Here is a 23178-nt window from a genome sequence, read left to right as displayed (position 1 = left end):
TGCCGCCTCTTTTTGATAGCCCGCACCGGTTCTATACGACGAAGGTGACTCATAAACGCGAGCGCTACCAGATGCCTCGTCTCGCATGAACTGGTCGTAGACGCTGACCACCGGCTGCGCGACAGGCATAGCAATGCCTGAGAGTGTCTTGGATTTGGGATGCCGAAGTATGCGCACGGGAGATCACCATTGGTTCGAGGAAAAATGGCCGGGGGTGCCCGGAGCGCTCAGCTCCTAAGCTCCGATGCCGCCCTCTTGGTAGGCTTCGATAACATCGGCCTTGATTCCAAGCTCCGACTGAATGCCGGGGGCTTGCGCCAATGCCTCGGACTTGGTCTTCGCCTCGACCTCACGACGATAGGGATTGCTGTCGGCAGCCGAGTTTTTGAAGACGAGCGTGAAGGTTGGCATGAGGGCTCTCCGTTCGATGGGGGTACTATGATGACGGAGGGCGACGCCGTTGGTTGCAAGCCATTGAAAATAAATAAGTTCAGCGCTCCGGGAGTTGTCTGCGTTGTCGAGCGCAAAGCTACCTGCTCGACGAATCCTGGGTGTCGGCTGCTAGCACTGCCTACAGGGTTCGTGGATGGAGTAGCGTAAGCGACTGCACCCCTGACCTTTAAAGGAACAGCTTCGCTGCTGCCGCGTCTCCTTCATGACACGGGAGATCAGTATGGCGCGTCTTAGGTTTATCATTGCGGGCGCCTTGGTCTCCATCGATCCAGTAGCGACCCAACCGGGGGGCTCTCATATCTCAGGAGGTCCGATCAGACCGTCCGCCAAAACGACTGTGGGAGCTGGTTTGCAAGCCGCTAAAGTCGCAAAGCAAGTCGAGCCTATGAGAGACTCGCAGCGCCGAACGCGCCCGGTGCGTCGGTGCCCCTACGAACGCTTGTTGTCTGACGAACGACGGACTCGCACCGCCGAACGGGGATGGCTCAGCCGCATCAGGTCGAAGAGATAGCAGTCTAATTAAAGGGGCGCCGTTTCCAAATATCGGCCGCTACCGTTGACGTTTTGTTCTGAAGGTCTCGCGCCGAAGACTTGAGTTTGGCTTCCTGAACATCACGTTGATAACTCCCAAATTGAGTGGTCAATCGCTCGATAGGGCAAACCAGCCGAGGCGCTCGCGTGGAACACTCGCAGACGTCGCACCCTTTCAGCTAAGCATCCTGAAAGGAGCACCCCATGTCATTCAACGGTTCCGGCAACGACAACGACAACGACAACGAGGTGCGTTTTGCGCACGCCGCCGGTCTGACCTTCAAGATTACAGCCCGCCGCAACAAACTTGCAGGGCTGTGGGCCGCAGGGTTGCTCGGCAAAACCGGCATCGATGCCGATCAGTATGCGTTCGACACGATCAGAAGCATTTATGCCAGTGGTGGCGAGGACAACGTGTTCGAGAAGATCCGAACGGACCTCGCAGGTGGCAACGTCCTCATCCCGGATCAAGAAATCCGGCGGATCCTGTTGGAGTTGATGATCGAAGCCGAAGAGCAACTCGGTGAGGGGGCGGGCTAGGTGGTCTAGAGCACACGCAATGAGATCATGAAGTCGGGCCGCGATGATTTCGGCCGGCACACATAGGAAGTTGGCAAGAATGGCTTTGAAGTCGATCGAAGGTCAAGCCTGCCTGGATGTCGGCAAAGCATTCCGAGCAAGGAGGACGGGGTGGGAAAATAACATCGGTTGTGTTGTCCGGAATCCCGAACACAACACGCATTATGCGCCGAAGGCCTTCCCCAGTAGCAGGACGACGCACATGATGATCAGTGCCAGAGGCGACAGATAGAACGCTAGCCCCCACGTCCGTCGCAATGCGTCATACTGGTGGCGAAGTGCGAGCGGCAACTCCGGATCCCTTCGATCGACCGTCATGCCGAAGAGCGGGTGGTGGATCGTGTGTCTCCGAACAGTTCATACCGCCCCAGCATCGCCGACAGTCGCGTCGTCATGACGTACCAACAGACGACGAAAAGGATGCCGACTGGTCTGCCCCCTGAAAAGTGGTCCTCCCTGAAGTAGGCTTTCGAGCCTTTGGAGGATGCCCAGATGGGACAGAAGAAGCACAAGCCCGAGGAGATCGTCGCCAAGCTTCGGCAGGTGGACGTGTTGCTGTCACAGGGCCGCCCGGTGGCGGAGGCGATCCGCGCGATCAGCGTGACGGCGTTCACGTATTACCGTTGGCGCAAGGAGTTCGGCGGACTGAAGTCCGATCAGGTCAAACGGCTGAAGGACCTCGAGAAGGAGAACGAGCGGTTGCGCAAGGCCGTGTCCGACCTGACGCTGGAGAAGCTGATCCTGAAAGAAGCCGCATCGGGAAACTGGTGAGCCCCGCCCGGCGCCGTCGCTGCATCGACCACACTGTGCGCAAGTTCGGTGTGTCGGAGCGGCTGGCGTGTCGGGTCCTGGGGCAGCATAGATCGACGCAGCGCAAGGTGCCGAGGGGCCGAGCCGACGATGCGGCACTAACCGCCGACATCATCGAGCTGGCAACACAGTATGGGCGTTACGGGTATCGCCGGATCACAGCCCTACTGCGAGATGCCGGGTGGCTCGTCAACGTGAAGCGCGTCGAGCGGATCTGGCGGCAGGAGGGCCTGAAGTTGCCGGCCAAGCAGCCCAAGCGCGGCCGGCTCTGGCTGAACGACGGGTCCTGCGTTCGGCTTCGGCCCGAGTATCCCAATCATGTCTGGTCCTATGACTTCGTCGAGGGCCGAACCCACAACGGGCGCAAGTTCCGCATGCTCAATCTGATCGACGAGTTCACCCGCGAATGCCTTGCCATCCGGATCGACCGGAAGCTGCGATCATCGGACGTCATCGACGTTCTGTCGGACCTCTTCATCCTGCGCGGCGTGCCGGGACACATCCGTTCCGATAACGGTCCTGAGTTCGTGGCCAAGGCGGTTCGCGAGTGGATCACGGCGGTTGGCGCCAGGACTGCCTTCATCGAGCCTGGCAGTCCGTGGGAGAACGGATACTGCGAGAGCTTCAACTCCAAGCTCCGGGACGAGCTCCTGAACGGCGAGATCTTCTACAGCCTTGCCGAGGCCCGGATCGTGATCGAGGGCTGGCGCCAGCACTACAACACCAAACGCCCGCACTCGAGCCTGGGCTACCGTCCGCCAGCACCTGCCGCTGCGCCATGGCCGGCTGCGCTACCCCAACCCGCTTCGCCGGCCACATCAAACGTCGCCGACAAGCCCACCATGCATTAGATTTGATCCGGGCCACCTGATGGGGGCAGACCATTGCGAGGCGTGTGACCGGGACTACTACGCACGCGTGGTAGCCTGGGCGAAGGGCGCGGACGATCGCGACCTCAGCCTCGCCTATGACAGCATTCGACCGCGCATGCACTAGAACCGACGCTTCAGTCATGCCGGCGGCCGCCACTACGTCAGCCCCTCGCGGGTGATGTTGCTTAGAACGATCCAGCGAACCCACGTCGAGGGCGTCTGACACCATGTGTACCGCCACGTCAAATCCTCGATCACCGCGCGCGGGTCGATATATCCGCGGAAGTCGGAAGCGAGGAACGTGCATCGCTTCCCGCACTCGCAGCACATCGCGGTGATGCCGAAAGCGAGACGCCGAAGTGAAAGCCGCGGGTGCAACGGCATGGTGTGGGAAGTGGCGCAACGCTATGCGCAAGGACGGCACGGGCCAAATCTTGCCCTGTCCCGGCGTGAGAAAATAGCCTCGCGGATTGCCACCGATAATGCTGCTCTTCGGAAGCAAACAGCCTACTGAGCCCGTACAGCGAAAAGCCCTCCAACCAAAAGGTTCGAGGGCTGTCGGTTCTGACAATGCTCGCTTGAGGAGACTTAAGCGTTCTCGCGGTAGGCCTGCATCTGGGAGGCATAGGCCGAAGAGTTGGAACGAGTCGTGGCGTTGCGCTCGGCTGCGGGTGCTCCGCTCGTCGGCGTGCCATCAGACGAGGTTGCCGACGGCGGGGACAGTTCATTCGCCGAAGCCTTTGACGCTTCGCCAAGGGTGCGAATCATCTCCTCGTGGCCAAGCTCAAGGCGAACCGTTTCCGCCATGCGGCGCAGTTGGTCCATCTCCGTGTCGTTCTCCGTCTTCTTCATCTGCGGCATCTTGGCGATCTGATCCATGATCGCCTGCACAGCAGCGCTGATCATCTTCGGCTTTTCGAACTCAGAAACCGTTTGTGCTACTGGGGCGGGTCCCGCAGTGGCCAGCACGCTGGGAGAGGCCGTAGCCGCAGTTTCAGAGGCAGCTTGCGTCGATGCTGCAGAAGTGGCCGTCGAGTCGTCCATCGTTGGCGCTGCGGCGTTCGTCGGCGTGCTGGCCGTAGGCGTCGTGTTCTCAAGGGCTGCAGCCGGGGCTTGAGCAGGGGCCGATGCCGCCGTTGAGGCGGCAGGAGTGGGGGCAGGGGCTGACGGCGCAGAAGCGGAAGGCTCGGACGGAGTCGGATTGGTTGACGCCGACGCAGGCGAAGACGTCACCGGGGCAGAAGTCTGGGAAGACACCGTGTCAGACGATGCGGGAGCGGAAGGTACCGTCGCGCTAGGGCTGGTGGGCGTCGAAGCCGAAGCTGTCGGGCTGGTCGTGGAAGAAGGAGCCGAAGTAGCAGTCTCAGCGGCCGCCGTGCTCGACGAAGGCGTGGAAGACAATGCCGTGGGGTTCTGGGTCGACGTGGCCGTGGGCGAAGACGACGAAGGCGCCGAAAAGTTGGACGTAGAGGTTGGGGCGGAGGGCGCGTTCGTAGACGAAGGAGCGCTGGTCTCCGTGATGCTCGACGGCGAAGGAGAAGCCGTAGGGGCCTGGGTTGGCGCCGTCGCGGTCGAGCTGGTCGGCGACGTCGTAGCGGAAGGGGAAGAGGCATTCGTCGGGGCAGCCGAAGTCGTCGAGGTGGGAGACGTCGACGTCGCAGGCGCTGCCGTCGAGGTCGTTGGGGACGTCGAGGGAGCCGTGCCCGTTGACGACGTCGGTGTCGAACTGGTCGGCGATGTAGTGCTGGACGTCGGCGTCGACGACTGGCTCGCCTGCACGCCGTAGAGGCCCTCGGTAAAGGACGAGTTGAAGGTCTGCTGCGCCGTCTGGGTCGCGGTGACGACGTTGCCGGAAGAGGCCATCGTGGACGTAAACGACGAACCGGACGCTTTAGCAGCCGAGGTCGTGGCAGAAACGACCTTGAACATCGAAGGGGAGGTCGTCGTACCCGTCGGAAGCAAGCCAGCCATTTTCGTCTCCGTTAGCGTCGTTTCGCTGAAGGAGAATATGCAATCGGCGAATGAAGCGCTGCTTTTCGAAGAACTCTGAAATTAATACATCACTCGTCCGGAATATTTCATATTGAAAGCCGATGATGCAATCGCCGATATTTCTGATGCGATATTACTTTTTGTGCGGAGTGTAAATGTTTGTAACGTTCGACAGGCTTTCAGGACGGTTGGCTGCCCCTCGCCACAGCTAGTAGATCAGGGATCTGCCGGAGAAGGGGTCGGGAAGCGTGACGGCAACCGCAGCGTAAGGCTCGCATCGGGCGGAATATGGCATGGTGCGCGCGCTATTCTCACGTGTGACCGGTTCCTCCCATGTCGCTCCGCATCCGCCTTTCCCTCATCTTTGCGGGGTTTGCTGTCGCCCTTGTGAGCGTCCTCGGGCTCGCCGCGGTCATTAGTGCTTCTACCGCACTGAGGCAGGCCGCAGAACGTCAGCTCTCGCAGGCCGCGCATCAGATGAGTGAGCGGCTCGACCTGCACATGTTCGAGCGCTTGGGTGACATCACCACGGCAGCAGGAATGAAAGCTCTCTTCAGCGGAGAGGATAGAGATGCTCAGCGCGCGCTCCTAGAGCGTCTACAGCGAGCGGTGCCAAACTATGCCTGGATTGGCCTTGCCGGCCCTGATGGCCGCGTTCTGGTGTCGACGAGTGGGCTTCTCGAAGGAGAGGATGTGTCGTCACGACCCTGGTTCGCGGCAGGGCGACAAGGCGCGGCGGCCCTCGACGTCCACGAGGCCAAGCTGCTGCAACGCTATCTAGCGCCAGAGAAGTCGGAGATGCTTCGATTCGTCGACGTGACCGCGCCCGTTTACGACGAGGGCCGCTTCATTGGAGTGCTCGCAGCCCATTTGAGTTGGGATTGGGTCGACGAGGTTCGACGTGCTGTCCTCACAACGATCTCAGATTTGGATGCGTCCGAACTCTTGGTCGTCTCTCACGACGGCAAGATCCTTCTAGGCCCTTCATCGGAGTTAGGAGCGGCTTTCAACCCCGATGAACAGGGCTTTGTGACCGTGACGTCGCCGACGGCTGGAATGGCGCAGTTCAAAGGGCTTGGCTGGTCCGTTGTCGCTCGCCAACCCTCTACGGCAGCCTTCATGCCAGTGACAACGCTCACTTGGGCAATCTCGCTGATGGGTATTCTGCTCGCCGCTTTCGCAGCCTTCGTGGGAGGCAAAGTCGCGTCCGCCATCGCACGTCCCATTTCCCGGCTGGCAGATCAGGCTGCGGCGGTTCGCGACGGAGCAGATATCTCCTGCATCGAGACGGGCTCGCGCTTCATCGAGGTGAAGGCCCTCTCCGATGTCCTGGCTTCCGCATTTCGAGCCAGAGACCAGAAGGCGGAGGAGCTTTTAACGGTCAATACGCTCCTTGAAGAGCGTGTCCTGTTTCGAACGCGACAGCTCGAGGAAGCGCGACGGCGGGCCGAGCAGGCGACGGAGGCCAAGAGCAACTTCCTGGCGACTGTTAGCCACGAAATCCGGAGCCCGCTCAACAGCATCATCGGCTTTGCCGACCTCCTTCTCGATGAGCCTAGTCTGGCGCCCGACGTGGCGCGTCGGATTGGGCTGATCCACAGTGCCGGCTCGGCTCTGACAACGGTCATCAACGATATCCTGGATTGGTCGAAGATCGAGGCTGGCAAGGTCGACCTCAACGAGGACGTGTTTAATCCTTCCTGCCTCCTTTCCACCACGCTCGATCTCGTCGAGGTGCAGTCGAGTTCCAAGGGACTGCGTCTCGAGTTGTCGATCGCCGCCGATGTGCCGTCGTTCGTACGAGGGGATATGGCCCGCTTGCGCCAGATAGTCCTCAACCTTCTGAACAACGCGGTGAAGTTCACCCCTGCCGGATCGGTCACTTTGGTGGCATCCCACAGTGCCCACACCGGCCTCGTGATCGAGGTGCGCGATACAGGCATAGGTATTTCACCCGAGCAGCTTGGTCGCCTCTTTGATCGCTTCCACCAGGCGGACAGCTCGATCGAGCGACGTTTTGGCGGTACCGGACTTGGCCTTGCCATTTCGCGCTCCCTGGCAGAGTTGATGGGTGGAACCCTGACGGCAACGAGCCGCCTGGGCCAGGGATCGATCTTCACGCTGGCGCTGCCCATACAAGAGGCCAAGAAGCCTCTCGATGGGCACCACGCTGTCCAAATTCTACCATCGGAGCAGGAGGCATTTTCCCAGCTAGTTAGACCGCACGGCTCGCCCTCGGGCCGTATCCTTCTTGTCGAGGACCTAGCAGTCAATCGAGAGGTTGCGACCGCCATGCTGGAAAAGGCAGGTTACAGCGTCGTACAGGCCGAGAGTGGCTACCGTGCCATCGAACTCGCTGCGCGCGAGCGGTTCGGCCTTATCCTGATGGATATCCATATGCCCGGTCTCGATGGCCTGGCGACGACTGCCGAGTTGCGTCGCCAGATGGGTGACGGCTTAGCGACACCGATCATTGCGCTCACGGCAAACGTGATGTCCGACAGGGTCGCGGCTTTTCAGAAAGCGGGAATGAACGACTACCTTTCCAAGCCGATCCAGCGTTCAGCCCTCATCGCCAAGGTCGAGCAGTGGGTGACGTCTCCTTCCGCCACCCTCGTCGAAGGGGGACCCATTAGCTCTGCTAGCTTCGATCGTGAGACATTTGATGAGGTCGTCGACCTCCTTGGCCTGGCACGCGTGCAGAAATCGCTTGGCGAGATCACAGAGCGTCTGTCCGTTGTGGGGGGGATGGTCGACGACCGTGCCGCATTGGGGAGAGAAGCGCACGCGCTCGTGTCCCTGACGGGGGTTCTTGGCCTCGTGGACCTTGCGCAGGCGTGTCGGGACCTTGAGAAGGCGTGCCAGGAGGGGGCCGATCTTGACGCCGCGCTTGCCGCGATTGGCCGGACCTCCAGCGCTTGCCTGCGCGCCGCATCCGAGCTGGCTGCGTCCGGGGGACGGGAACCTGCCTCGGAGCGCCTGACTAGCTAGAGGCCGAAGCGCCTGCGGGCGCGCCTACTGGAGCGTCGATCCACTGAGGACGTAGCCTGTCCCCCGGACCGAACCGATGCGCATGGATCCTGCTGCGGGCTCCAGCTTCCGGCGTAGCCTGGCGACCAGGACGTCGAGGCTGCGGTCCTCGTAGCTCCAAGGCCGATGGAACACGTTGCGCATCAACTGGTCTCGTTCCATCACCTCACCCGGATGGGCAAGCAGCTCCTTGAGAAGAGCGAACTCGCTGATGGTCAGATCGATCTGTTCCGTGGTCGGGCCGCGCAGGCCGCGTACCAAGACATCCAGAGTCCAACCGCCAAAATCCATGACAGGCGGTTCGGCGACCAAACGAGGCGGCGAAACGACTTCTGTGTCAGCGAGGCGTCGTAGAACGCTCCGGACACGCGCGAGGAGCTCCCTCGGTGGGTGCGGCTTCACTACGAAATCGTCGGCGCCGACCTCCAGCCCGACAACCCGATCCGTTGGATCGTCGTTGGCGGTCAGGACGATGATGCCGCAACGTCGGGTTTCACGAAGAACGCGGATCAGGTCAAAGCCGTCGGCATCAGGAAGCTGGAGGTCGACAATGGCCAAGTCGATAGGACGCTGACGCACGAACTCGCGAAACGATGCACCATTGGGCGCTTGCAAAACCTCGAACCCCGAGCGCGTGAGGTATTCCGCAATGACCTCCCTTTGGAGGTTGTCGTCTTCAACTACGAGGATGTGCTTCTTGTCCATGGTCTGCAATCATTTGAACCGACACTCTTCGAATATGAAGCCGACATTCAAACGAGGTGTAAACGGACAACCGCAAGATATGTGAGCGGCTATGGCTGAAGAGGTCCCACTTCAAAGCTCAAAGCTAGCGTACCCTCGCCGCCCTTTTGCTCGGGCCATTTCCCCTAGCGCGGCCACTGCCTCTGCCGCTGACCGGAACACCTAAGTGGATGAGCAGCCGGACATACCAATCCGGCCCCTTAGCTTCACCAGAACCCACGCACCGAACAGGTCGCGCACTACATCCATAGTGTAGAACCGGGCGCGGTTGCGGGCGGGGTCCATGCTCTGAAGGTGGGCGGCATTGAGGAAAAATCGAGCTGCATCGGGCATCCGAGGGAGCAAGTCCACCGCACACTCGTCGTGATTGGTTTGACCGTCAATTCGTTGGATCTAACCGTGACCCAGAACACGCCAATTGCTTCCAGCAAAGATAGTTTTTGGAAGTAACCGCGCCACACTTTAACCGACGTGCAGCGCGACTGATCGACCGATTTCGACCCTTCCCAAACAGAAAAGGTCAACCGTCAAGACTTCCGAAAGCGGACTATCATAGACCAGACAATATGCGTACCCAATCAGATCGATTGCACCTTACAAGCTGGATCGGTCAACTCGCCGAACAATTGCAGAGAATGGCCTCTCGGGCGGATGCTTCTTTCCCTAAGCGTGCGCTTACCGAGTGACGCGCGAACCTGAATCTGTTCTAATCATTGCTTCACCGAGCGATGCGCAGATCCGACAGAGACGCCATGATGTCGTTGAAGGCTGCGCTGAGATCACTAGCGTTGCTCGCGCTGTAAAAGTACTTCGCTTTGTCGGCGTAATTTTTATTCGTAGTTCTCAAATCGCCCAGCTTGTAGGATGCGCACCCTTTCAGGAGGGCGTTGACACGGGTCTGGCTTGCGGGAGGAATATCGAACGCAATTGTGTAGATGATGACGCCGTCGCGCTTCACCTGCCCCTTTTCATCGACCAGTGGCGTACCGTTGGCCGTTGTCAGCGTGATCCGGCCATCGTTCTTTGCGTTCTCGCAGATCGCAGCCAAGCGACCATCCATGGCGGTCGTGTAGTTCGCCGCTGTCTTTGCTGTCGAGACGCCTGACTTGTAATCGAAGATCCGGTTGGTCGCCGTGAACCCATAGGCTCCAAATGCCGAGAGGTTCGGGTTAGCTGTCGCTGTGTTGTTCGTATCGTTGTAGTACGTATGCTCGCCATCGGTCATGACGATCATTGCCTTGATGTTCTTCTCGTTCCCAGAAGCACGTCCCGTCGTGAACGGTTCATTTTTCGAGAGGACATGCCAGCCCCACTCGACGCCCTGCGCTACATTCGTGGATCCAGTTGCCGTCAGTGCGCTGACTTTGGAGAGAACAGTTGCCTTGTTTGTGCTGAGCGGCAGAAGCGAGGCGCTATCGCACAGCCAGCTTGGACTGAAGTGATAGTTGGTGCTGATGCTCTTGCTGCGGTTAGGGGCAAAGTACTTGTTCATATCCTTCATGCGCGGCACGGCGGCACCCGTCGTGGAGTCGGTGATATAACTATTGGTCCAAGTGGTATTTAGACCATCAGACTCGTCGGGCGCAAAGTAGGGAACGAACATCGAGTCCGGCTTGGACGTGCTCGGCGCTTCATCCGTAATGCCAAATGAGTCCGGACGGGACTCCACGCAACCTTTGTAAGCCCAGTCGCTTCCGCCAGTGCTGGCGCTAGCAAGGCTTTTGTACACGTACTGCCGCGTCAGGAATTGCAATGGATTGGCCGTAAGAGTCCATGCGCCAGGATACAACAGGGACTTCGTGGCCAACGGAAGACCCGTTATGGGCGTCTTGTACGTTGTCCAATCGAAGTTTTCATGGTGGATCGAGGACTGCCCCTTTGGATCCATCCACCACGCGTCCAGATACTCCTTACCGACGTTGACACCACCCGAGAACGGCACGATCGCGACTTGAACCGGGTCGACGCCCACGCTGGTTCCGGAGCCGAAAAGCGAGTTAACAGCTGTTGATGCGACCGAGCGCAAAGTCGTGATCTTGGCCGCACCCCCGGCATCAGGTGCGTCGTTCATGGATCCGGACGTATCGAGGACCATGGCGACCTCGACCGTCGTGCTTCCGACCACGACGACACTTTCTGATTCCGCACAAGCGGAGCCGTTGAGTCCCTTGAACTCGATCTCCATGATTGGGAAGAAGATGGGCGTGTACAACGAGCAAGCCGACACTTTGAGTTCGCGCGTTCCCTCACTCGTCCAGTCCGTCCCTTCATAGGTCATGACCGACGTTGCCCGGTAGAGCGATGCCGTGTTGGCATCAAAGTAGGAGCGGGCGTAGGCCTCCAGTCGCGCAGGATCGGAGTCGAGAGGAAACTGTTTAGCCGCCGCCAATGCCGCGGCGTCAAGAGCGGACTGAACCTGCTTCTCGTTTCGGTAAAAGATCCCCATGTCGACCGCAGCTCCGATCGAGAACAGGACCGGAACCATCAACAGCGCCGTGAAGATCGCGAAGTTCCCGCGCTGGTCGCGCGCAAACGCGCCTACCAAGGGTCTCAGATCGTCAAACCGCATAGCCGTTGCTGACCCAACCGGTGCATCTGTATCGCAACCAAGGCCATCGTTATCGCTATAACGTTTGACGGACTGCTAATCGGTTTCTGCGAATTAGCACGTATCCGATGAGGCATGCGCTGTTCATACCGACACATCGGCTGCAGCCGTCAGCGCTCGTTAGTTTTGCGGAAACGCCCGCCGGCTATCGTCGCTTGAGAGGGCTCTACCTCTGTTTGTCGAACGTCGGCGCGCAATGCTCTTGAGATGTCGCCTTGCAGGTTACGGTGCCGCTTTTCGGAAGTCCGACAGCGGAGCGACTGCCGTCGAGTTCGCGCTTCTTGCGATCCCCTTCTTCATCCTCGTCTTCTCAATCATCGAGATAGCCCTTCTGTTCACGGCAGGTCTCGTGCTCGATCAAGCTGTCGATCGCATTGGGCGAGAGGTGAGGACGGGCCAGCTCGATCAGACGGATATGACGGAGGCGAAGTTTCGCAAGCTCGTCTGCGATGAGGTTTCCGTACTTCTCGACTGCAGCGAGTTGAAGCTCGATTTGCGCGCCTACACCACCTACGGCGACATTGATCCGAACCCTCCAGCCAGCGGCGACTATTCGTCGTTTCGTTGGGATCGCGGCGGTCCTGGCAAGATCATGGCGCTACGCGTATACTACCGGTGGCCTGTCATCACAAACCTCATGGCATCCAGTATGGAGGACATTTCCAGCTTCCAATTGGCCGGAGTTGCCGCCTTTAAAACCGAGAACTACTGATGCTCAAGCGGCTTCAACCCAAGACGCGATTATTCAAACGGGACTCGTCCGGCATCGCAGCCCTCGAGTTCGCCATGATCGCGCCGATGCTGTTGATCCTCTACATGGGCGCATCAGATGCCGCCTTGGCTGTATCCCTTAATCGGAAGCTAGAGGGTACGGCATCCACGGTCGGCGACCTTGTCGGTCAGGAAGAAACAGTCACAAAAAGCCAGCTCAAACTCATTCTCGGCATTTCGCAAGCGCTGATACAGCCGTTCGACAGCACCAAGCTGTCGGCGATCGTGACATCCGTCACAATCGACGCAAACGGCACGACCAAGGTCGATTGGTCGTCGGCTTCCGGCAGCGCCGTTGCCTACACAAAGGGTGCAACGTTCAGCCTTCCGAGCAGCTTTGCAACGCACCGATCACGTTCACTCGTTGTCGCCGAGACGCTGTATACCTATCAGCCGCTTGGCGGATACGGCTTTGATGCGGTGATCCCGATGAAGTCGATTTCCTACTTGACCCCGCGTAACACGACCACGGCTATCAAGTGTTCGGACTGCTAATGGACCGAAGCCGCTCCGCGCTTGTGATGGTGGCGATTGAACCTGAGGGTGAGTGCTCCCAGGCCATACGTGTTCGTTCCGTATAGTCATGCAGTCTGCGTCATCCGCGCACCGATGCAACCAGAGTGTCGTCAGCTGGTAAGACAGTTGCGGGAATGGCCGCAATGGTCAACTTTGAACGGAAAGCGGACCGTCCGGAAACCACCCAGTTATGTCTCAGGCGGCCCAGAACGCCGATATTCAAAAACGGTCCACTTCTCTCGACCCGACCAAGCCGCCCGCTCCTGTGAGACCGTGAGCTCGTAGGCGACCCTTGCGGAGTCTCTGCCTTCCGGACAAGTTCCTGATCTAAAGCATTCTTGACTGAGGTATCGTATGGCCGACAGGGCGGCTCGTGGACCGGCTTCGTACTTTCCTTCGATCGAGGAAAAGTATGGGCGCCCCATCACGGAATGGCAGGATTTGGTTCGCCGGTGTCTACCAGCGAAGCACATGGAACTGGTTGCCATGCTCAAGAACGACCATGGAATGGGACATGGCCATGCCAACGCCGTGGTCGCCTACGTACTGGCTTCGCAACAGGTATGATTGCGCAGGCGAGCAGGTAACCTCCGCTTCCGGCTTCTTATGCGCAGAAGCGGACGGTCGCCCTCCCACCCGCGCTCGACGCAACGTTCGCACCCCACTCCAGCATTTCGAAGTTCGAACTCGGCATCGGGCGACCATAAAGGTATCCTTGCCCCCAATCGCATCCCTGACGGCACATCTGGTCGTGTTGCGCAGACGTCTCGATGCCCTCCGAGACGGTCGTCATGCCTAACCCGTCCGCCATCTGGATCATGGCCTGCGTGATCGCCACGTCCCGCTCATCGACGTCTGGCCCGCTGACGAAGGACCGGTCGATCTTGATCTTCGTGACCGGGAACTTCCGCAGCATGCTGAGCGAGGCGAAGCCCGTGCCGAAGTCGTCGAACGCGAGCGAGACGCCAAGGGCCCGCAGGCGCTGGAGCTGCGACAAGATCCGCTCGTCGCTCTTCAGGATCGTCGTTTCGGTGATCTCGATTTCGAGCCCATCCGGAGCAAGGCCGGTGGCCCGTAGGGCATGCTCGACGTTCTGGACAAGGTCACCCGACTTGAACTGGATCGGGAACAGGTTCACCGCGATCCGGAAGTTGGACCGGATGGTGGAACGCCAATGCGCTGCCTGCCGGCATGCGGTCTCAAGGATCCAGTTCCCGACCGCGACCGCAGTCGCGTCGCTCTCCAGCAGCGGGAGGAACGCGCCCGGGGCGAGCAGTCCGCGCTCGGGATGGTTCCAGCGCAGGAGTGCCTCGGCACCGCGGACCGAGCCGTCGGCAAGCCAAACCTGTGGCTGGTAGTAGAGTTCGTATGCACCTGTCTCCCAGGCGCGACCGAGTTCCTGGCGCGCCAATCCGCGTTCGGCAACCTTATGCCGTAGTTCGGGAGTGAACAGGCGGGTGCGACCGCGCCCTTCCGCCTTTGCACGGTAAAGCGCAAGGTCGGCGTTGGCGACGAGCGTCCCGGCGTCTGTCGTCTCTTCCCCGGTGCAAGCGACCCCAACGCTGGCGCTGATGGTGACCAGCGCGCCGGAGGCCCCGATCGCGACCTCGATCGCGTCGATCAGTGTCTCGCCCAACCAGTGGGCGTCCATTGGGTTGGCCGTGTCCTCCATGAGGATCACGAACTCGTCACCGCCCATTCGGGCGCAGAGCCCAAACTGGCCGGCACCCTTTTGGATGCGACGGGCGACCTCGACTAGGACAGCATCACCAACCGGATGCCCAAGGGTGTCGTTGACCTCCTTGAACCCGTCGAGATCGATCATCAGAAGGGCAACGCGACGCTCGGCTGCCAGAAGGTCTGCCAGTCGCTTGTTGAGCGCACCGCGATTGGCTAGCCCCGTCAGCGGATCGGTCGCGGCAGCCTCGCGCAGTTCCGCCTCGGTTTGGACGCGTTCGCTCATGTCGCGAATGATGGCGCCGAACCGCTGCTCGCCGCGCTCCATCCATCTGGAGAGCGAGAGTTCGATCGGGAATTCGCTCCCGTCCTTCCGGCAGGCCATAACCTTCACGGACTGCCCGAGCAGCCTCGCCTCGCCTCCAGAAGCCAGCCGGGCCAGTCCAGCCTCATGCTGCCCCCTCATTCGTGGCGGCACGATCAGGCTGAGGCTCTGCCCGAGGACGTCGTCCGGGACGTACCCGAATAGGCGCTCAGCACCTGCGTTCCATGCCACAATCTCGTTGCGAGCGTTGGCGGTGACGATGGCATCAGGCGAGGACGTGGCGATGCTCTCGAACCGCTGCGAGGCCTCGGCATCAACTTGGCGTGCCGCCTCAACCCGTTCGCCAACATGCCTTGCTAGCCCCACCAGCATACGGTGTTCCGGACGCTCCAACACGGACGAACCGAACCGATGAACGAAGATCGAGCCGATGCGTGCACCGCCGGGGTCGCAAACGTCAGTTCGGACGACACCTGCCTCGTCCTCATTCGATGGGTCCTTGGACGGATCAACCAGGTTGGCCGCCGACCCGCTTGGCAGGACACCCGCGGTGTGGACGGACGTGCCCCCGTCGACGTGATCGATCCGCACGCGAACCGCCTTTGCCTCGAGAGCCTCCATGGTGAAGAAGGCAACCCGGTCGAGATCCTCCGCCAAGCTGCGCGGGATTGCGGTCGACCGGCGGGTCGGGGCTGCGGTATTTGCGGAAGCGTCGCTCATTCGCTTGGTCGAACCTGCGTTGGTGCACAAGCGTTACTATCACGAAGTCGTTAGCGCATTCCTCAACACAAGCAGCGGGTACGATGAGCACGTGAGTTGTTCAGCTTTCGAAGTTTATAGGATCCGCCGCAATGAGAGCCATCGTTCCATGCGCTCGCGGTGACAATCGCCGACGGCTTGCTCGAACACCAAGGTGACTTGTTAAGTCTACGCGAGCCATTCACAGCCCCAGGGTGAAGGGGCGCCTTGAACAACGGGGCCCACCGTGCTGCAATCATGGCGCTGCGGAAAGGCAACTTGACAGGTTCAGCACGTCCCACCGGACGTAGTTCGGCTTCCGGTAGGGTCGCATACCCAAGCCAAGCGAACTCACCATACTGACTACGCTGCTTGACGTGGACGCATAGTTGGCGTCCTCCGCGAGCTATTGCACGCGCCTTAGCGATGGTCCGATTTCGCAACTAATTGCCCAAAAGCCGACAGTCGCCTTTCCACCCGTTCGAGCCGACTGGCGTCGCAGAAGCGGACGCCCAATACAGTCGGACAGCTATCGACCCTTCCAAGACGCAGAAGCGCGTGGTTGTACGATCCAAAAGCCGACATTGTCGGATCGGGCCACAGCAAGTCGACATGCTCCCAATCTTGAGCCTAGCGAAGGCCTCGGTCACCTAAAGCGAGTTGCGCAGATGGCCAGCGGACTTGGATCCCAGACTTATGCGTAGCCTCGATCAGCGCCTCTCCTTCTTCACCTTGAACAGCCACAACAGGGTCTTGGGACTAAAAATCGCGCAGCCGACGAACAGCATCATCATGGGCACGATCATCATCGCCCACCCGCCGGGCTGTTCAGTGCCGGCATCGATCGCCGCGCTCGACAACGGGTCCGGCAGGGCTGCAACCGCGCCGCCTCGGAACATTGAGTACAGGTATGCGCCCAGTTCACCGCACCAACCCGGTCGAAGATCCGGACAAGGGCGAGCGGATCGTTATCGGCTGGCCAGTAGAAGAACGCGATCAGTCCGACAGTCACCAGAAGCGGCCGAACCATCTGCGGCGCCACACCGAACATGTAGCGCTGGTCCGCCTCGCGCCACTCGTGCCAAGCCGTCAGCCCGCGCGACCAACGCTTGTAGCAGGGCCTTTCGGTGACCCACAGCCAAAGCATCTCGGCGGTTGGCGTCGGCGGCTCATCTAAGGGCCGACAACCGGTTCAAACCATACCCAAAGCGAACCCTTGAAATCTTCGCTTACGACTGAAATCTAGCCGGACACAATCTGTTGCACCTAGGAGAGGCGAGGAGGTTCGGCATGGAAACGCTTGATCGAAGCCAGCTCGACGATACCGTTAGTGGGGCCCAGGCGGGGCTGGTTGCCTCGCTCCTGTCCATCAGCAAGTCCGTTCGGGCACTGATGGGTCTGCGGCTAGCAGAACTTGGGCTGCATCCCGGTCAAGACGAGCTGCTCTTAGTGCTCAAGGACGGAACGCCACAACCCGTCAGCCAGATCGCCGAACGCCTCAATGTGCGTGCTTCCACCATGTCCAAGATGAAGGATCGGCTAAAGGAGCAGCAGCTTCTGAGCGAGTCCACCGACGCCATCGATGCGCGCAACACCTGGGTCCAGCTCACGCCAAGCGGCCAAGCGTTGGTTGCGCGCATCCAAGCGCTGCATCACAGCATTCACATGGAGCTTACAGGCGCCGTCAACGGTGATGCCGGGGATGTCGGCAAGGCGACGATGCAGATCGAAGAGGTGCTGGCACGGCGTCTGCGCCGGATCCGGTAGGGCGTCCCCTTATGAACCGCTGAGAGCAGGAGCAACGGCGGACTGCAATGCCCCACGGCCTTCGCTGAACCCATCCATCCAAGAGCGACGCCGCATGGTATCGCGTGGCATGTAGGGGCATTGCCCTGCTTGGGCGTTTGGATCAGCGCCCGCCTCGTTCCCCGCAATCCTGATCGCGTCCAGCTCGTCCAGTGTCGGATCCGGGTAGGTCAAGCGACGCCACCAGCCGAGAAGCTTTGCCCCTCGGTTGCCGAGTGTTCGGCATTGTCGTTGATCGTCTCGGCTTCCTGTTGATCGAGAAGTTGGTACATCGCGACAAGGGACACGCAACCGGACAACTCCAGCGCCTCGTCGGCGCTGAGACGTCCTGCCTCGTAATCCTCGATGATGTCTCGCAGATCCATATGTTCTCCAGGCGACCCCAGGCCAGCCAGACATATGGCGAAGCAAAGTTGGCGATGAGATACGGTCGCTAGATAATGATGTGCGGTCGGCCAATCATGCGCAGAACTACGTATTGTAGTTAGCCGACCAAAGCCTTCGGCTGACGAGCTGAACGAGACGGTCGGTCAAGAGAGTCCAGAGCGGTCGCACCCATTGGCTCGCTAGGCCGCGACGCAGATCGAACGAGTCCGGACCCAGTGGCTGCGTCGCCTGCGTTAGGGCGCTAACGGATAACTGCGCCGGCTTCTCAAACTCAACGTACCCGTCAACCCTGCCTGTGTGTAGCAGTTCGTTGAGGCATCAATGCTCCCTCCTTTGTGCCGCTAACGGATGCCGTCGGCGCGAGGCCGTTACCCGGGATAGGAAGCGGATTGCGTCGTCCTGACACCGAGACGAGGGCATCTAGGAGCGCAACATGAGCGAACTGAGAAGCCCCGATCTCGTCTTAGCGCTTTTGTCCGTGGTTAGAATGCTTCGGGCCATTCGGAGCATCGAGCTGGAGAAGATCGGCTTGAACGTCGGGCAGGACGAAGTGCTGCTGGCCCTGAAGTTGGGAGAGGCAATGCCAGTCACCGAACTGGCTCGTCATATATCCGTCCAACCGTCCACCGCTTCGAAGATGATTGATCGCCTTGTCAGAGGCGGCTTCGTCGAGCGCCATCTGCACGCGGGCGATGCCAGACGTTCGATGATCCGTTTGTCGCAAAGAGGGATGGAGATGCAGTCTGCGGTGGGAGCCATCTGGATCCGGATAGAGGAGGAATTGGCGTCCGTTGGCGCCGACGATAAGACGCTCTCGCGACTTCGAGCGTTCGAACACGGCGTTTCCAAAATGCTGAAGGCGGTACGCCGTTGAGCTCGGCCGGCTTCAAGTGCTCTGACATCCCGCAAGTGTGGGTATCGCGCGCCGAGATGAAGCCAAAACGAAAAAGCCGCTGGGGATCTCACCCAACGGCTCCGCGTCTCTCTCGAGATGTGCACCTCTAATCCTCAACTCGCCAGTACATCCGTGGTCGAACGAAAACCAGAGGCTTATGCGCATCAACCTCTGAGAGGGACGCGCAGCACATTCGTTAGATGATGGACAATCTCGTTCGTTTCAAGGCGACGCCAGCGCCCGTATCGCCGCTGCGGTCAGGGCTCATAGGGCAACGTTTCGGAAACCATGATGCCGGCCTGCCGGGAGCCCGGCTGTCCCTCATTCGTTAGAATGCCTGACGAAATGGAGGGATCTATGGATTATCAAACCCGTATCGAGTTGTCGATGATGGTCCTGGACCTACGCCTTGCGGCGCGCGCACCTAGCGAACACGTCGGCATGCGTCTTGGTCCTCAGCGATTGAAGGACATTGCAACGGTGCTGGAACAGGTGCTCGATGACGCTGGAACATCAGGCTCTACGCTGAGGGTGCAGCCTGCCAACGACATGGACGTGCCGGCCCGCATTGTCGCCGGGTTGAGCTGGCGTCGATAGGAACGGCCATCAGGCTCCGCCGGTCATCGCAATCGATAGCTGGACGTCCGGTGAGGACGTCCAGCCATAGGCACCTGCTCGCGAAGGGACGGAAGCAGGCAGGCGCTTCTCGGGATCGATCGAGAGCTATCTAAGCATCGCCGCCTGAACGTCATGTGAACCGAGGCGACCGCATTCGCGGTAGGTGGTCGGTTCGAGCAACTACCTAACTGCGGACTTTCGCCCTAAGGCATCGATCAGTCCCGCCAACGCCTTTCGGAGCCCGGGGTCGTCCAGTCGCGCGAAGACCTCGCCCGCACTCAAGTCCCATCTATCCAGCGCGGTCAAAGTCACCTCGTTTGCACCGCTCCCAGGGAAGAAGTCCGCAATTGGTGTCCGCAGGGTTTTGGCAATCCGGTAGAGGGTCGAGGCACTGACCCGGTTGCGGCCCGTCTCGTACTTCTGCACCTGTTGGTAGGCGATACCGAGGGCATCAGCCAGGTCCGAGAGGGACATCTGCATGCGGAGGCGTTGAGCACGCAGGACCGCTCCCACGTGCATGTCAATCGGATCAAACTGAGGCATGGCTCGGCAAACTCATTCGCGAATGGCACGGCCCGGCGTTTGAAGCAGGCTAACGTCCGCCTGAAATGAGGTTCCCGGCATTTGATGCGAGGTCAATCCTCAGAAGCACCGTCTGCCGTCTGTTCGGAAGGGATTTTCTCGAGCTGGCGAAGCTTCTCGGCCAAAAGATCCGGAAGCCTGTGATCGACCGGAAAGGTGTTGGCGTCGCTGGTGGCTTCGCGCACGGTGTAGGCGAGCTCGGCGGCCAGCGACGCAGGGGACTTTGCTCCTTTGCCCTTCGAGTCGGTCATCAGCGTCGGATCGGAACCAACAAACGTATCACGGCCCGCACGACCGCTACGGTAGCGAATGATGCCGAATGTGCTGGCAGCTACCAAGGTGTCTCACGCCTGCACGTTGTGGAATTCCACAGGCAGACTTATGGGTGGCTGGAGATAGACACCCTTCACCAACATGCTCCCCCATGCCGCTTCGCATCCTGATCGTAGAAGACGAGGCGGTGATTGCCCTCGAACTCGAAGACATCGTTGAACGGCTCGGCCACACGGTGGTCGGCAGTGCGGCGACCGCTCGCAGAGCGCTTCAGATCGCAGGCTCTAGTGGCCCGATCGACCTCGCCATCATGGACGTAGCCCTGGCTGGCGCGCAGAACGGGATCGAGGCGGCGCAGCGATTGCGCGAGGATCACAGCATCCCGTGCCTGTTCGTATCGGCGCAGGGGGACGCGTTTACGCGTGCCGCGGCCAACGAGTGGCAACCGCTGGGCTTCCTCGACAAGCCGTTCGATCGAACGGACATCGAGGTCATCCTGAACTCATACCCCGGTCGCTAGCCGCTGCGCAAATAACCGGCGTTATGGTTCCTGCCATGGTCGAAAGCGGGCAGCCCGATCAAGCGATGATCGCAGTCATCCTGCAACGTGGGATGAAGATCAGCTTGATCATGGGTAGCCGGGTTAAGAATGGTGGGAGTTCGACAGCGAGAGGTCACAACACGTCATCCATCCGCTGCTTCCTTGCCGGCTAAATGATTCAAGTAGAGTAGGTGGAGATACCTATACGATCGGGGCCCGCAATTTAAGGATCATGGACTACACGTCGGTGCTGTCATCGACGGGTTGGGTCATGCGTTTTCAGTCTAGGCAGACAACTTCCTTCTCCTTCCAGGCGACGATCGCGATCGTTCTGGTCGGACTGCTCTTCGCTGCCGTTCTCGCCGGCTATGCTGTCTACGCGGCTCATAGGATCGACGCCCACATCACAATGGAAGAACAGGCGAAGGTCGGCCTGTTTCTCAAGACGCGCATGGAAAGGATGCAGACCGAGCAGCAAAGCATCACGGCTTGGGACGATGCAGCCTTGCATGTCTCGGCGGGAGACATTGCCTGGGTCGATCAGAATATCGGCGCTTACATGCACAAAACCTTCGGTTACGACACGGTCTTTGTGCTCGATCTGGCGGACCGACCCATCTACGCCATGACCGGCGGCAAGAGCCTATCGGCGGCCGTGTTCAACCATGATGTGGGCGCCCTTCTCCCGGCAGTGACCGCGTTGCGCAAGAAGGTGACGAACGAAGCCGGACGAGGCGACCTCGGCGTCGTTGACCTGGCCATGATCCAAGGTCACCCAGCCGTGGTCAGCGTCAAGCTGATCGTCCCCTACACCGATGCGGTCAAGTTGCCCGTCGGCGCTGAGGCCATCCATATTTCCGTGCGCTGGATCGATGAGAGTTTGCTGCGGTCAATCGGAGCACGCGAGCTGATCGAGGACGTCAGCTATCGAACCTACAGCCCGAGCACCGCTCCCGCCGAGCTCGGCCAGTATCCGCTTATTGCGGGTTCAGGAGCAAACCTAGGAACAATAACGTGGCAAACCGAGCGCCCCGGAACGCTGCTGATCATGGAGACAGCTCCAGCACTCATCGGCCTTTGTGCTCTTCTAGCCGGGTTTATGGCATTCCTCATCAACAAGCTTCGCGCCATGGATGAGGAGCGCGATCGTGTACAGGCACATACGATGTTCCTGGCTCACCATGACACGCTGACCGGTCTTCCCAACCGCACCCTGTTCAACCAGGAACTCGATCACGCCCTCACGCACGGCGCGGACGGTCAGGGGCTGACGGCGCTGCATTACATCGATCTCGACGGGTTCAAAAATATCAACGACACGCTGGGTCATCCGGTCGGCGACGAACTTATTCGGCAGGTCGGTCAGAGACTGACGGCAGTCGTTGCGCAGGAGGGCATCGTTGCACGCCTTGGCGGTGACGAGTTCGCTGTCATCCAGCCTCGGTTGCGAAGCCAGGATGAAGCGTCCCGGCTTGCCGAGATGATGCTGACTGCCATTCGAACATCGTTTGAGCTCGGCAGCGATCACGTCGCAGTTGGCGCCAGCATCGGTATCGCGACCAGCCCAAGAGGATTGTTGAACCGCAGCGAACTCATGCGGATGGCGGACATCGCACTCTACGATGCCAAGGGGCACGGGAAGAACCGAGCCTGTCTGTTTGAGCCTCGGTTAGACGATGAGGTCCAGAACAAGCGCAGGATCGAACGGGACCTTCGCCAAGCTCTGGCGGACGGGAATGGCCTCAGGCTCGACTACCAGCCCCTATACGCGCCGGACGGACGAAGCGTGATTGGTGCCGAAGCGCTTTTGCGCTGGGTCCATCCAACCCAAGGCGCCATACCGCCCGGTGTCTTCGTACCGATTGCGGAGGAACGAGGGTTGATCGTCGAACTGGGCGACTTCGTGTTGCGTGAAGCCTGCCGGATGGCACGAGAGGTGACTTTGCCTTGGATCGCCGTGAATGTCTCGGCGACGCAGCTCAGCCAACCCTTGTTCCCCCAGCGTGTTCTTGAACTCTTGAGAGAGAATGGTTTGACGCCGAACCGGATCGAGATCGAGATCACGGAAGGGGTTCTGCTCGGAGAGACGGAAGAGATCGCCAGTGCGCTGCGCCAGCTTCGAGCTCTTGGCGTCTCCATCGCACTCGACGACTTCGGCACCGGATACTCCTCACTTCAGTACCTGCACCGTTATCCAGTCGACAAGATCAAGATCGACCGTTCGTTCGTGACAAACGTAGCCGACTCCGATCAGGCGCAGGCCCTCGTGAAAGCGATGGTAGACGTTGCGCGTGCCTTCGACATGACGGTTGTCGCCGAGGGTGTGGAAACAAGTTCGCAGCTCGATAGCCTCACGTCTCTCGGCTGCGATCAAATCCAAGGTTGGCTTCTGGCGAAGGCCATGCGTGCGGACGAATTGCAGGTCATGCT

The 23178-nt window shown here is 60.0% G+C and carries 23 protein-coding genes; 13 read left to right on the top strand and 10 right to left on the bottom strand.

Annotated features, from left to right (window positions below):
- Positions 1-234: 234 nt before the first annotated feature.
- Positions 235-411, bottom strand: coding sequence for a hypothetical protein (locus AUL35_RS22350; RefSeq protein WP_156418119.1), 177 nt, complete (start codon positions 409-411; stop codon positions 235-237).
- A 777-nt stretch (positions 412-1188) separates the two neighbouring features.
- Here AUL35_RS22350 and AUL35_RS20220 point away from each other — a divergent pair.
- Together AUL35_RS20220 and AUL35_RS20210 are read left to right on the top strand one after the other, a co-directional pair.
- Positions 1189-1524 carry a DUF1476 domain-containing protein gene (locus tag AUL35_RS20220; protein ID WP_062018227.1) on the top strand — a complete coding sequence of 112 codons (336 nt, stop codon included), beginning with the start codon at positions 1189-1191 and terminating at the stop codon, positions 1522-1524.
- A 531-nt stretch (positions 1525-2055) separates the two neighbouring features.
- Positions 2056-3224 (top strand): IS3 family transposase gene (locus AUL35_RS20210; protein ID WP_156418118.1). Its coding sequence is split into 2 segments (ribosomal slippage): positions 2056-2320 and positions 2320-3224, totalling 1170 coding nucleotides; the frame shifts between segments, so codons are not numbered across the junction.
- A 609-nt stretch (positions 3225-3833) separates the two neighbouring features.
- Here AUL35_RS20210 and AUL35_RS20205 read toward each other — a convergent pair.
- Positions 3834-4289: a hypothetical protein gene (locus AUL35_RS20205; protein ID WP_156418117.1), complete on the bottom strand. Its 456-nt coding sequence runs from the start codon at positions 4287-4289 to the stop codon at positions 3834-3836.
- Between the two features lie 157 nt (positions 4290-4446).
- Between AUL35_RS20205 and AUL35_RS20200 the strand changes: the two genes are divergently transcribed.
- From AUL35_RS20200 to AUL35_RS20190, 3 genes are all read left to right on the top strand, one after another.
- On the top strand, positions 4447-5031 hold the full coding sequence (locus AUL35_RS20200) for a hypothetical protein (RefSeq protein ID WP_062018220.1): 585 nt from the start codon (positions 4447-4449) through the stop codon (positions 5029-5031).
- 21 nt (positions 5032-5052) lie between these two features.
- Positions 5053-5295 carry a hypothetical protein gene (locus tag AUL35_RS20195; protein ID WP_062018218.1) on the top strand — a complete coding sequence of 81 codons (243 nt, stop codon included), beginning with the start codon at positions 5053-5055 and terminating at the stop codon, positions 5293-5295.
- A gap of 275 nt (positions 5296-5570) precedes the next feature.
- Positions 5571-8228 carry a hybrid sensor histidine kinase/response regulator gene (locus AUL35_RS20190; RefSeq protein WP_062018216.1) on the top strand — a complete coding sequence of 886 codons (2658 nt, stop codon included), beginning with the start codon at positions 5571-5573 and terminating at the stop codon, positions 8226-8228.
- Positions 8229-8252: 24 nt separating this feature from the next.
- Here the strand turns inward: AUL35_RS20190 and AUL35_RS20185 are convergent, their stop codons facing one another.
- From AUL35_RS20185 to AUL35_RS20180, 3 genes are all read right to left on the bottom strand, one after another.
- Positions 8253-8972 carry a response regulator transcription factor gene (locus AUL35_RS20185; protein WP_062018214.1) on the bottom strand — a complete coding sequence of 240 codons (720 nt, stop codon included), beginning with the start codon at positions 8970-8972 and terminating at the stop codon, positions 8253-8255.
- 201 nt (positions 8973-9173) lie between these two features.
- The gene (locus AUL35_RS23225) at positions 9174-9344 is read right to left on the bottom strand and encodes a WGR domain-containing protein (protein ID WP_156418116.1); all 171 of its coding nucleotides are present in this window, start codon (positions 9342-9344) and stop codon (positions 9174-9176) included.
- A 385-nt stretch (positions 9345-9729) separates the two neighbouring features.
- Positions 9730-11556 (bottom strand): pilus assembly protein TadG-related protein, encoded by a 1827-nt coding sequence (locus AUL35_RS20180; RefSeq protein ID WP_192847136.1) that lies wholly within the window; start codon positions 11554-11556, stop codon positions 9730-9732.
- Between the two features lie 259 nt (positions 11557-11815).
- Between AUL35_RS20180 and AUL35_RS20175 the strand changes: the two genes are divergently transcribed.
- From AUL35_RS20175 to AUL35_RS21775, 3 genes are all read left to right on the top strand, one after another.
- Entirely contained in the window at positions 11816-12331 is a 516-nt protein-coding gene (locus AUL35_RS20175) for a TadE/TadG family type IV pilus assembly protein (RefSeq protein ID WP_062018210.1), read from the top strand.
- A complete protein-coding gene (locus AUL35_RS20170) occupies positions 12331-12885 on the top strand; it encodes a TadE/TadG family type IV pilus assembly protein (protein ID WP_062018208.1) in 555 nt (184 codons plus the stop codon). Before AUL35_RS20175 ends, AUL35_RS20170 begins: the two co-directional genes overlap by 1 nt.
- Before the next feature lie 375 nt (positions 12886-13260).
- Entirely contained in the window at positions 13261-13473 is a 213-nt protein-coding gene (locus AUL35_RS21775) for a DUF4287 domain-containing protein (RefSeq protein WP_082666490.1), read from the top strand.
- Between the two features lie 37 nt (positions 13474-13510).
- Here AUL35_RS21775 and AUL35_RS20165 read toward each other — a convergent pair whose 3' ends face one another.
- Together AUL35_RS20165 and AUL35_RS20160 are read right to left on the bottom strand one after the other, a co-directional pair.
- Positions 13511-15628 (bottom strand): bifunctional diguanylate cyclase/phosphodiesterase, encoded by a 2118-nt coding sequence (locus tag AUL35_RS20165; RefSeq protein WP_062018206.1) that lies wholly within the window; start codon positions 15626-15628, stop codon positions 13511-13513.
- Positions 15629-16356: 728 nt separating this feature from the next.
- Positions 16357-16506, bottom strand: a complete 150-nt coding sequence (locus AUL35_RS20160; protein ID WP_192847135.1) for a hypothetical protein — start codon at positions 16504-16506, stop codon at positions 16357-16359.
- A 430-nt stretch (positions 16507-16936) separates the two neighbouring features.
- On the opposite strand from AUL35_RS20160, the gene AUL35_RS20155 reads away from it, so the two are divergent.
- Positions 16937-17413, top strand: a complete 477-nt coding sequence (locus AUL35_RS20155; RefSeq protein WP_062018202.1) for a MarR family winged helix-turn-helix transcriptional regulator — start codon at positions 16937-16939, stop codon at positions 17411-17413.
- A gap of 209 nt (positions 17414-17622) precedes the next feature.
- Here AUL35_RS20155 and AUL35_RS20150 read toward each other — a convergent pair whose 3' ends face one another.
- A complete protein-coding gene (locus AUL35_RS20150; protein ID WP_062018200.1) occupies positions 17623-17817 on the bottom strand; it encodes a hypothetical protein in 195 nt (64 codons plus the stop codon).
- Positions 17818-18272: 455 nt separating this feature from the next.
- On the opposite strand from AUL35_RS20150, the gene AUL35_RS20145 reads away from it, so the two are divergent.
- Positions 18273-18713 (top strand): MarR family winged helix-turn-helix transcriptional regulator, encoded by a 441-nt coding sequence (locus tag AUL35_RS20145; protein ID WP_062018198.1) that lies wholly within the window; start codon positions 18273-18275, stop codon positions 18711-18713.
- A gap of 378 nt (positions 18714-19091) precedes the next feature.
- Positions 19092-19331 carry a hypothetical protein gene (locus AUL35_RS20140; protein WP_062018196.1) on the top strand — a complete coding sequence of 80 codons (240 nt, stop codon included), beginning with the start codon at positions 19092-19094 and terminating at the stop codon, positions 19329-19331.
- A gap of 201 nt (positions 19332-19532) precedes the next feature.
- Here the strand turns inward: AUL35_RS20140 and AUL35_RS20135 are convergent, their stop codons facing one another.
- Both AUL35_RS20135 and AUL35_RS20130 read right to left on the bottom strand, forming a co-directional pair.
- Entirely contained in the window at positions 19533-19871 is a 339-nt protein-coding gene (locus AUL35_RS20135) for a helix-turn-helix transcriptional regulator (protein ID WP_280137363.1), read from the bottom strand.
- Between the two features lie 116 nt (positions 19872-19987).
- The gene (locus AUL35_RS20130) at positions 19988-20272 is read right to left on the bottom strand and encodes a hypothetical protein (RefSeq protein ID WP_156418115.1); all 285 of its coding nucleotides are present in this window, start codon (positions 20270-20272) and stop codon (positions 19988-19990) included.
- 86 nt (positions 20273-20358) lie between these two features.
- Between AUL35_RS20130 and AUL35_RS20125 the strand changes: the two genes are divergently transcribed.
- Positions 20359-20727: a response regulator gene (locus tag AUL35_RS20125; protein ID WP_062018191.1), complete on the top strand. Its 369-nt coding sequence runs from the start codon at positions 20359-20361 to the stop codon at positions 20725-20727.
- Between the two features lie 253 nt (positions 20728-20980).
- Positions 20981-23178: bifunctional diguanylate cyclase/phosphodiesterase (locus AUL35_RS20120; protein WP_062018189.1), on the top strand; the 2198-nt coding region annotated here is incomplete at its 3' end.

Origin of the sequence: Aureimonas sp. AU4 (assembly GCF_001463765.1) — a bacterium.
Classification (GTDB): Bacteria; Pseudomonadota; Alphaproteobacteria; order Rhizobiales; family Rhizobiaceae; genus Aureimonas.
The sequence above is the reverse complement of the archived record's forward strand: the minus strand, read 5'-3'. Positions and strand labels throughout refer to the sequence as shown.

Coding starts and splice junctions, on each gene's coding strand:
- AUL35_RS20150 (WP_062018200.1), bottom strand. CDS start 17,817: ATGGATCTGCGAGACATCATCGAGGATTACGAGGCAGGACGTCTCAGC.
- AUL35_RS20135 (WP_280137363.1), bottom strand. CDS start 19,871: ATGCACGTGGGAGCGGTCCTGCGTGCTCAACGCCTCCGCATGCAGATG.
- AUL35_RS20185 (WP_062018214.1), bottom strand. CDS start 8,972: ATGGACAAGAAGCACATCCTCGTAGTTGAAGACGACAACCTCCAAAGG.
- AUL35_RS20190 (WP_062018216.1), top strand. CDS start 5,571: ATGTCGCTCCGCATCCGCCTTTCCCTCATCTTTGCGGGGTTTGCTGTC.
- AUL35_RS21775 (WP_082666490.1), top strand. CDS start 13,261: ATGGCCGACAGGGCGGCTCGTGGACCGGCTTCGTACTTTCCTTCGATC.
- AUL35_RS20205 (WP_156418117.1), bottom strand. CDS start 4,289: ATGGACGACTCGACGGCCACTTCTGCAGCATCGACGCAAGCTGCCTCT.
- AUL35_RS20165 (WP_062018206.1), bottom strand. CDS start 15,628: ATGAGCGACGCTTCCGCAAATACCGCAGCCCCGACCCGCCGGTCGACC.
- AUL35_RS20125 (WP_062018191.1), top strand. CDS start 20,359: ATGCCGCTTCGCATCCTGATCGTAGAAGACGAGGCGGTGATTGCCCTC.
- AUL35_RS20140 (WP_062018196.1), top strand. CDS start 19,092: ATGGATTATCAAACCCGTATCGAGTTGTCGATGATGGTCCTGGACCTA.
- AUL35_RS20145 (WP_062018198.1), top strand. CDS start 18,273: ATGAGCGAACTGAGAAGCCCCGATCTCGTCTTAGCGCTTTTGTCCGTG.
- AUL35_RS20170 (WP_062018208.1), top strand. CDS start 12,331: ATGCTCAAGCGGCTTCAACCCAAGACGCGATTATTCAAACGGGACTCG.
- AUL35_RS20175 (WP_062018210.1), top strand. CDS start 11,816: ATGCTCTTGAGATGTCGCCTTGCAGGTTACGGTGCCGCTTTTCGGAAG.
- AUL35_RS23225 (WP_156418116.1), bottom strand. CDS start 9,344: ATGCCCGATGCAGCTCGATTTTTCCTCAATGCCGCCCACCTTCAGAGC.
- AUL35_RS20220 (WP_062018227.1), top strand. CDS start 1,189: ATGTCATTCAACGGTTCCGGCAACGACAACGACAACGACAACGAGGTG.
- AUL35_RS20155 (WP_062018202.1), top strand. CDS start 16,937: ATGGAAACGCTTGATCGAAGCCAGCTCGACGATACCGTTAGTGGGGCC.
- AUL35_RS22350 (WP_156418119.1), bottom strand. CDS start 411: ATGCCAACCTTCACGCTCGTCTTCAAAAACTCGGCTGCCGACAGCAAT.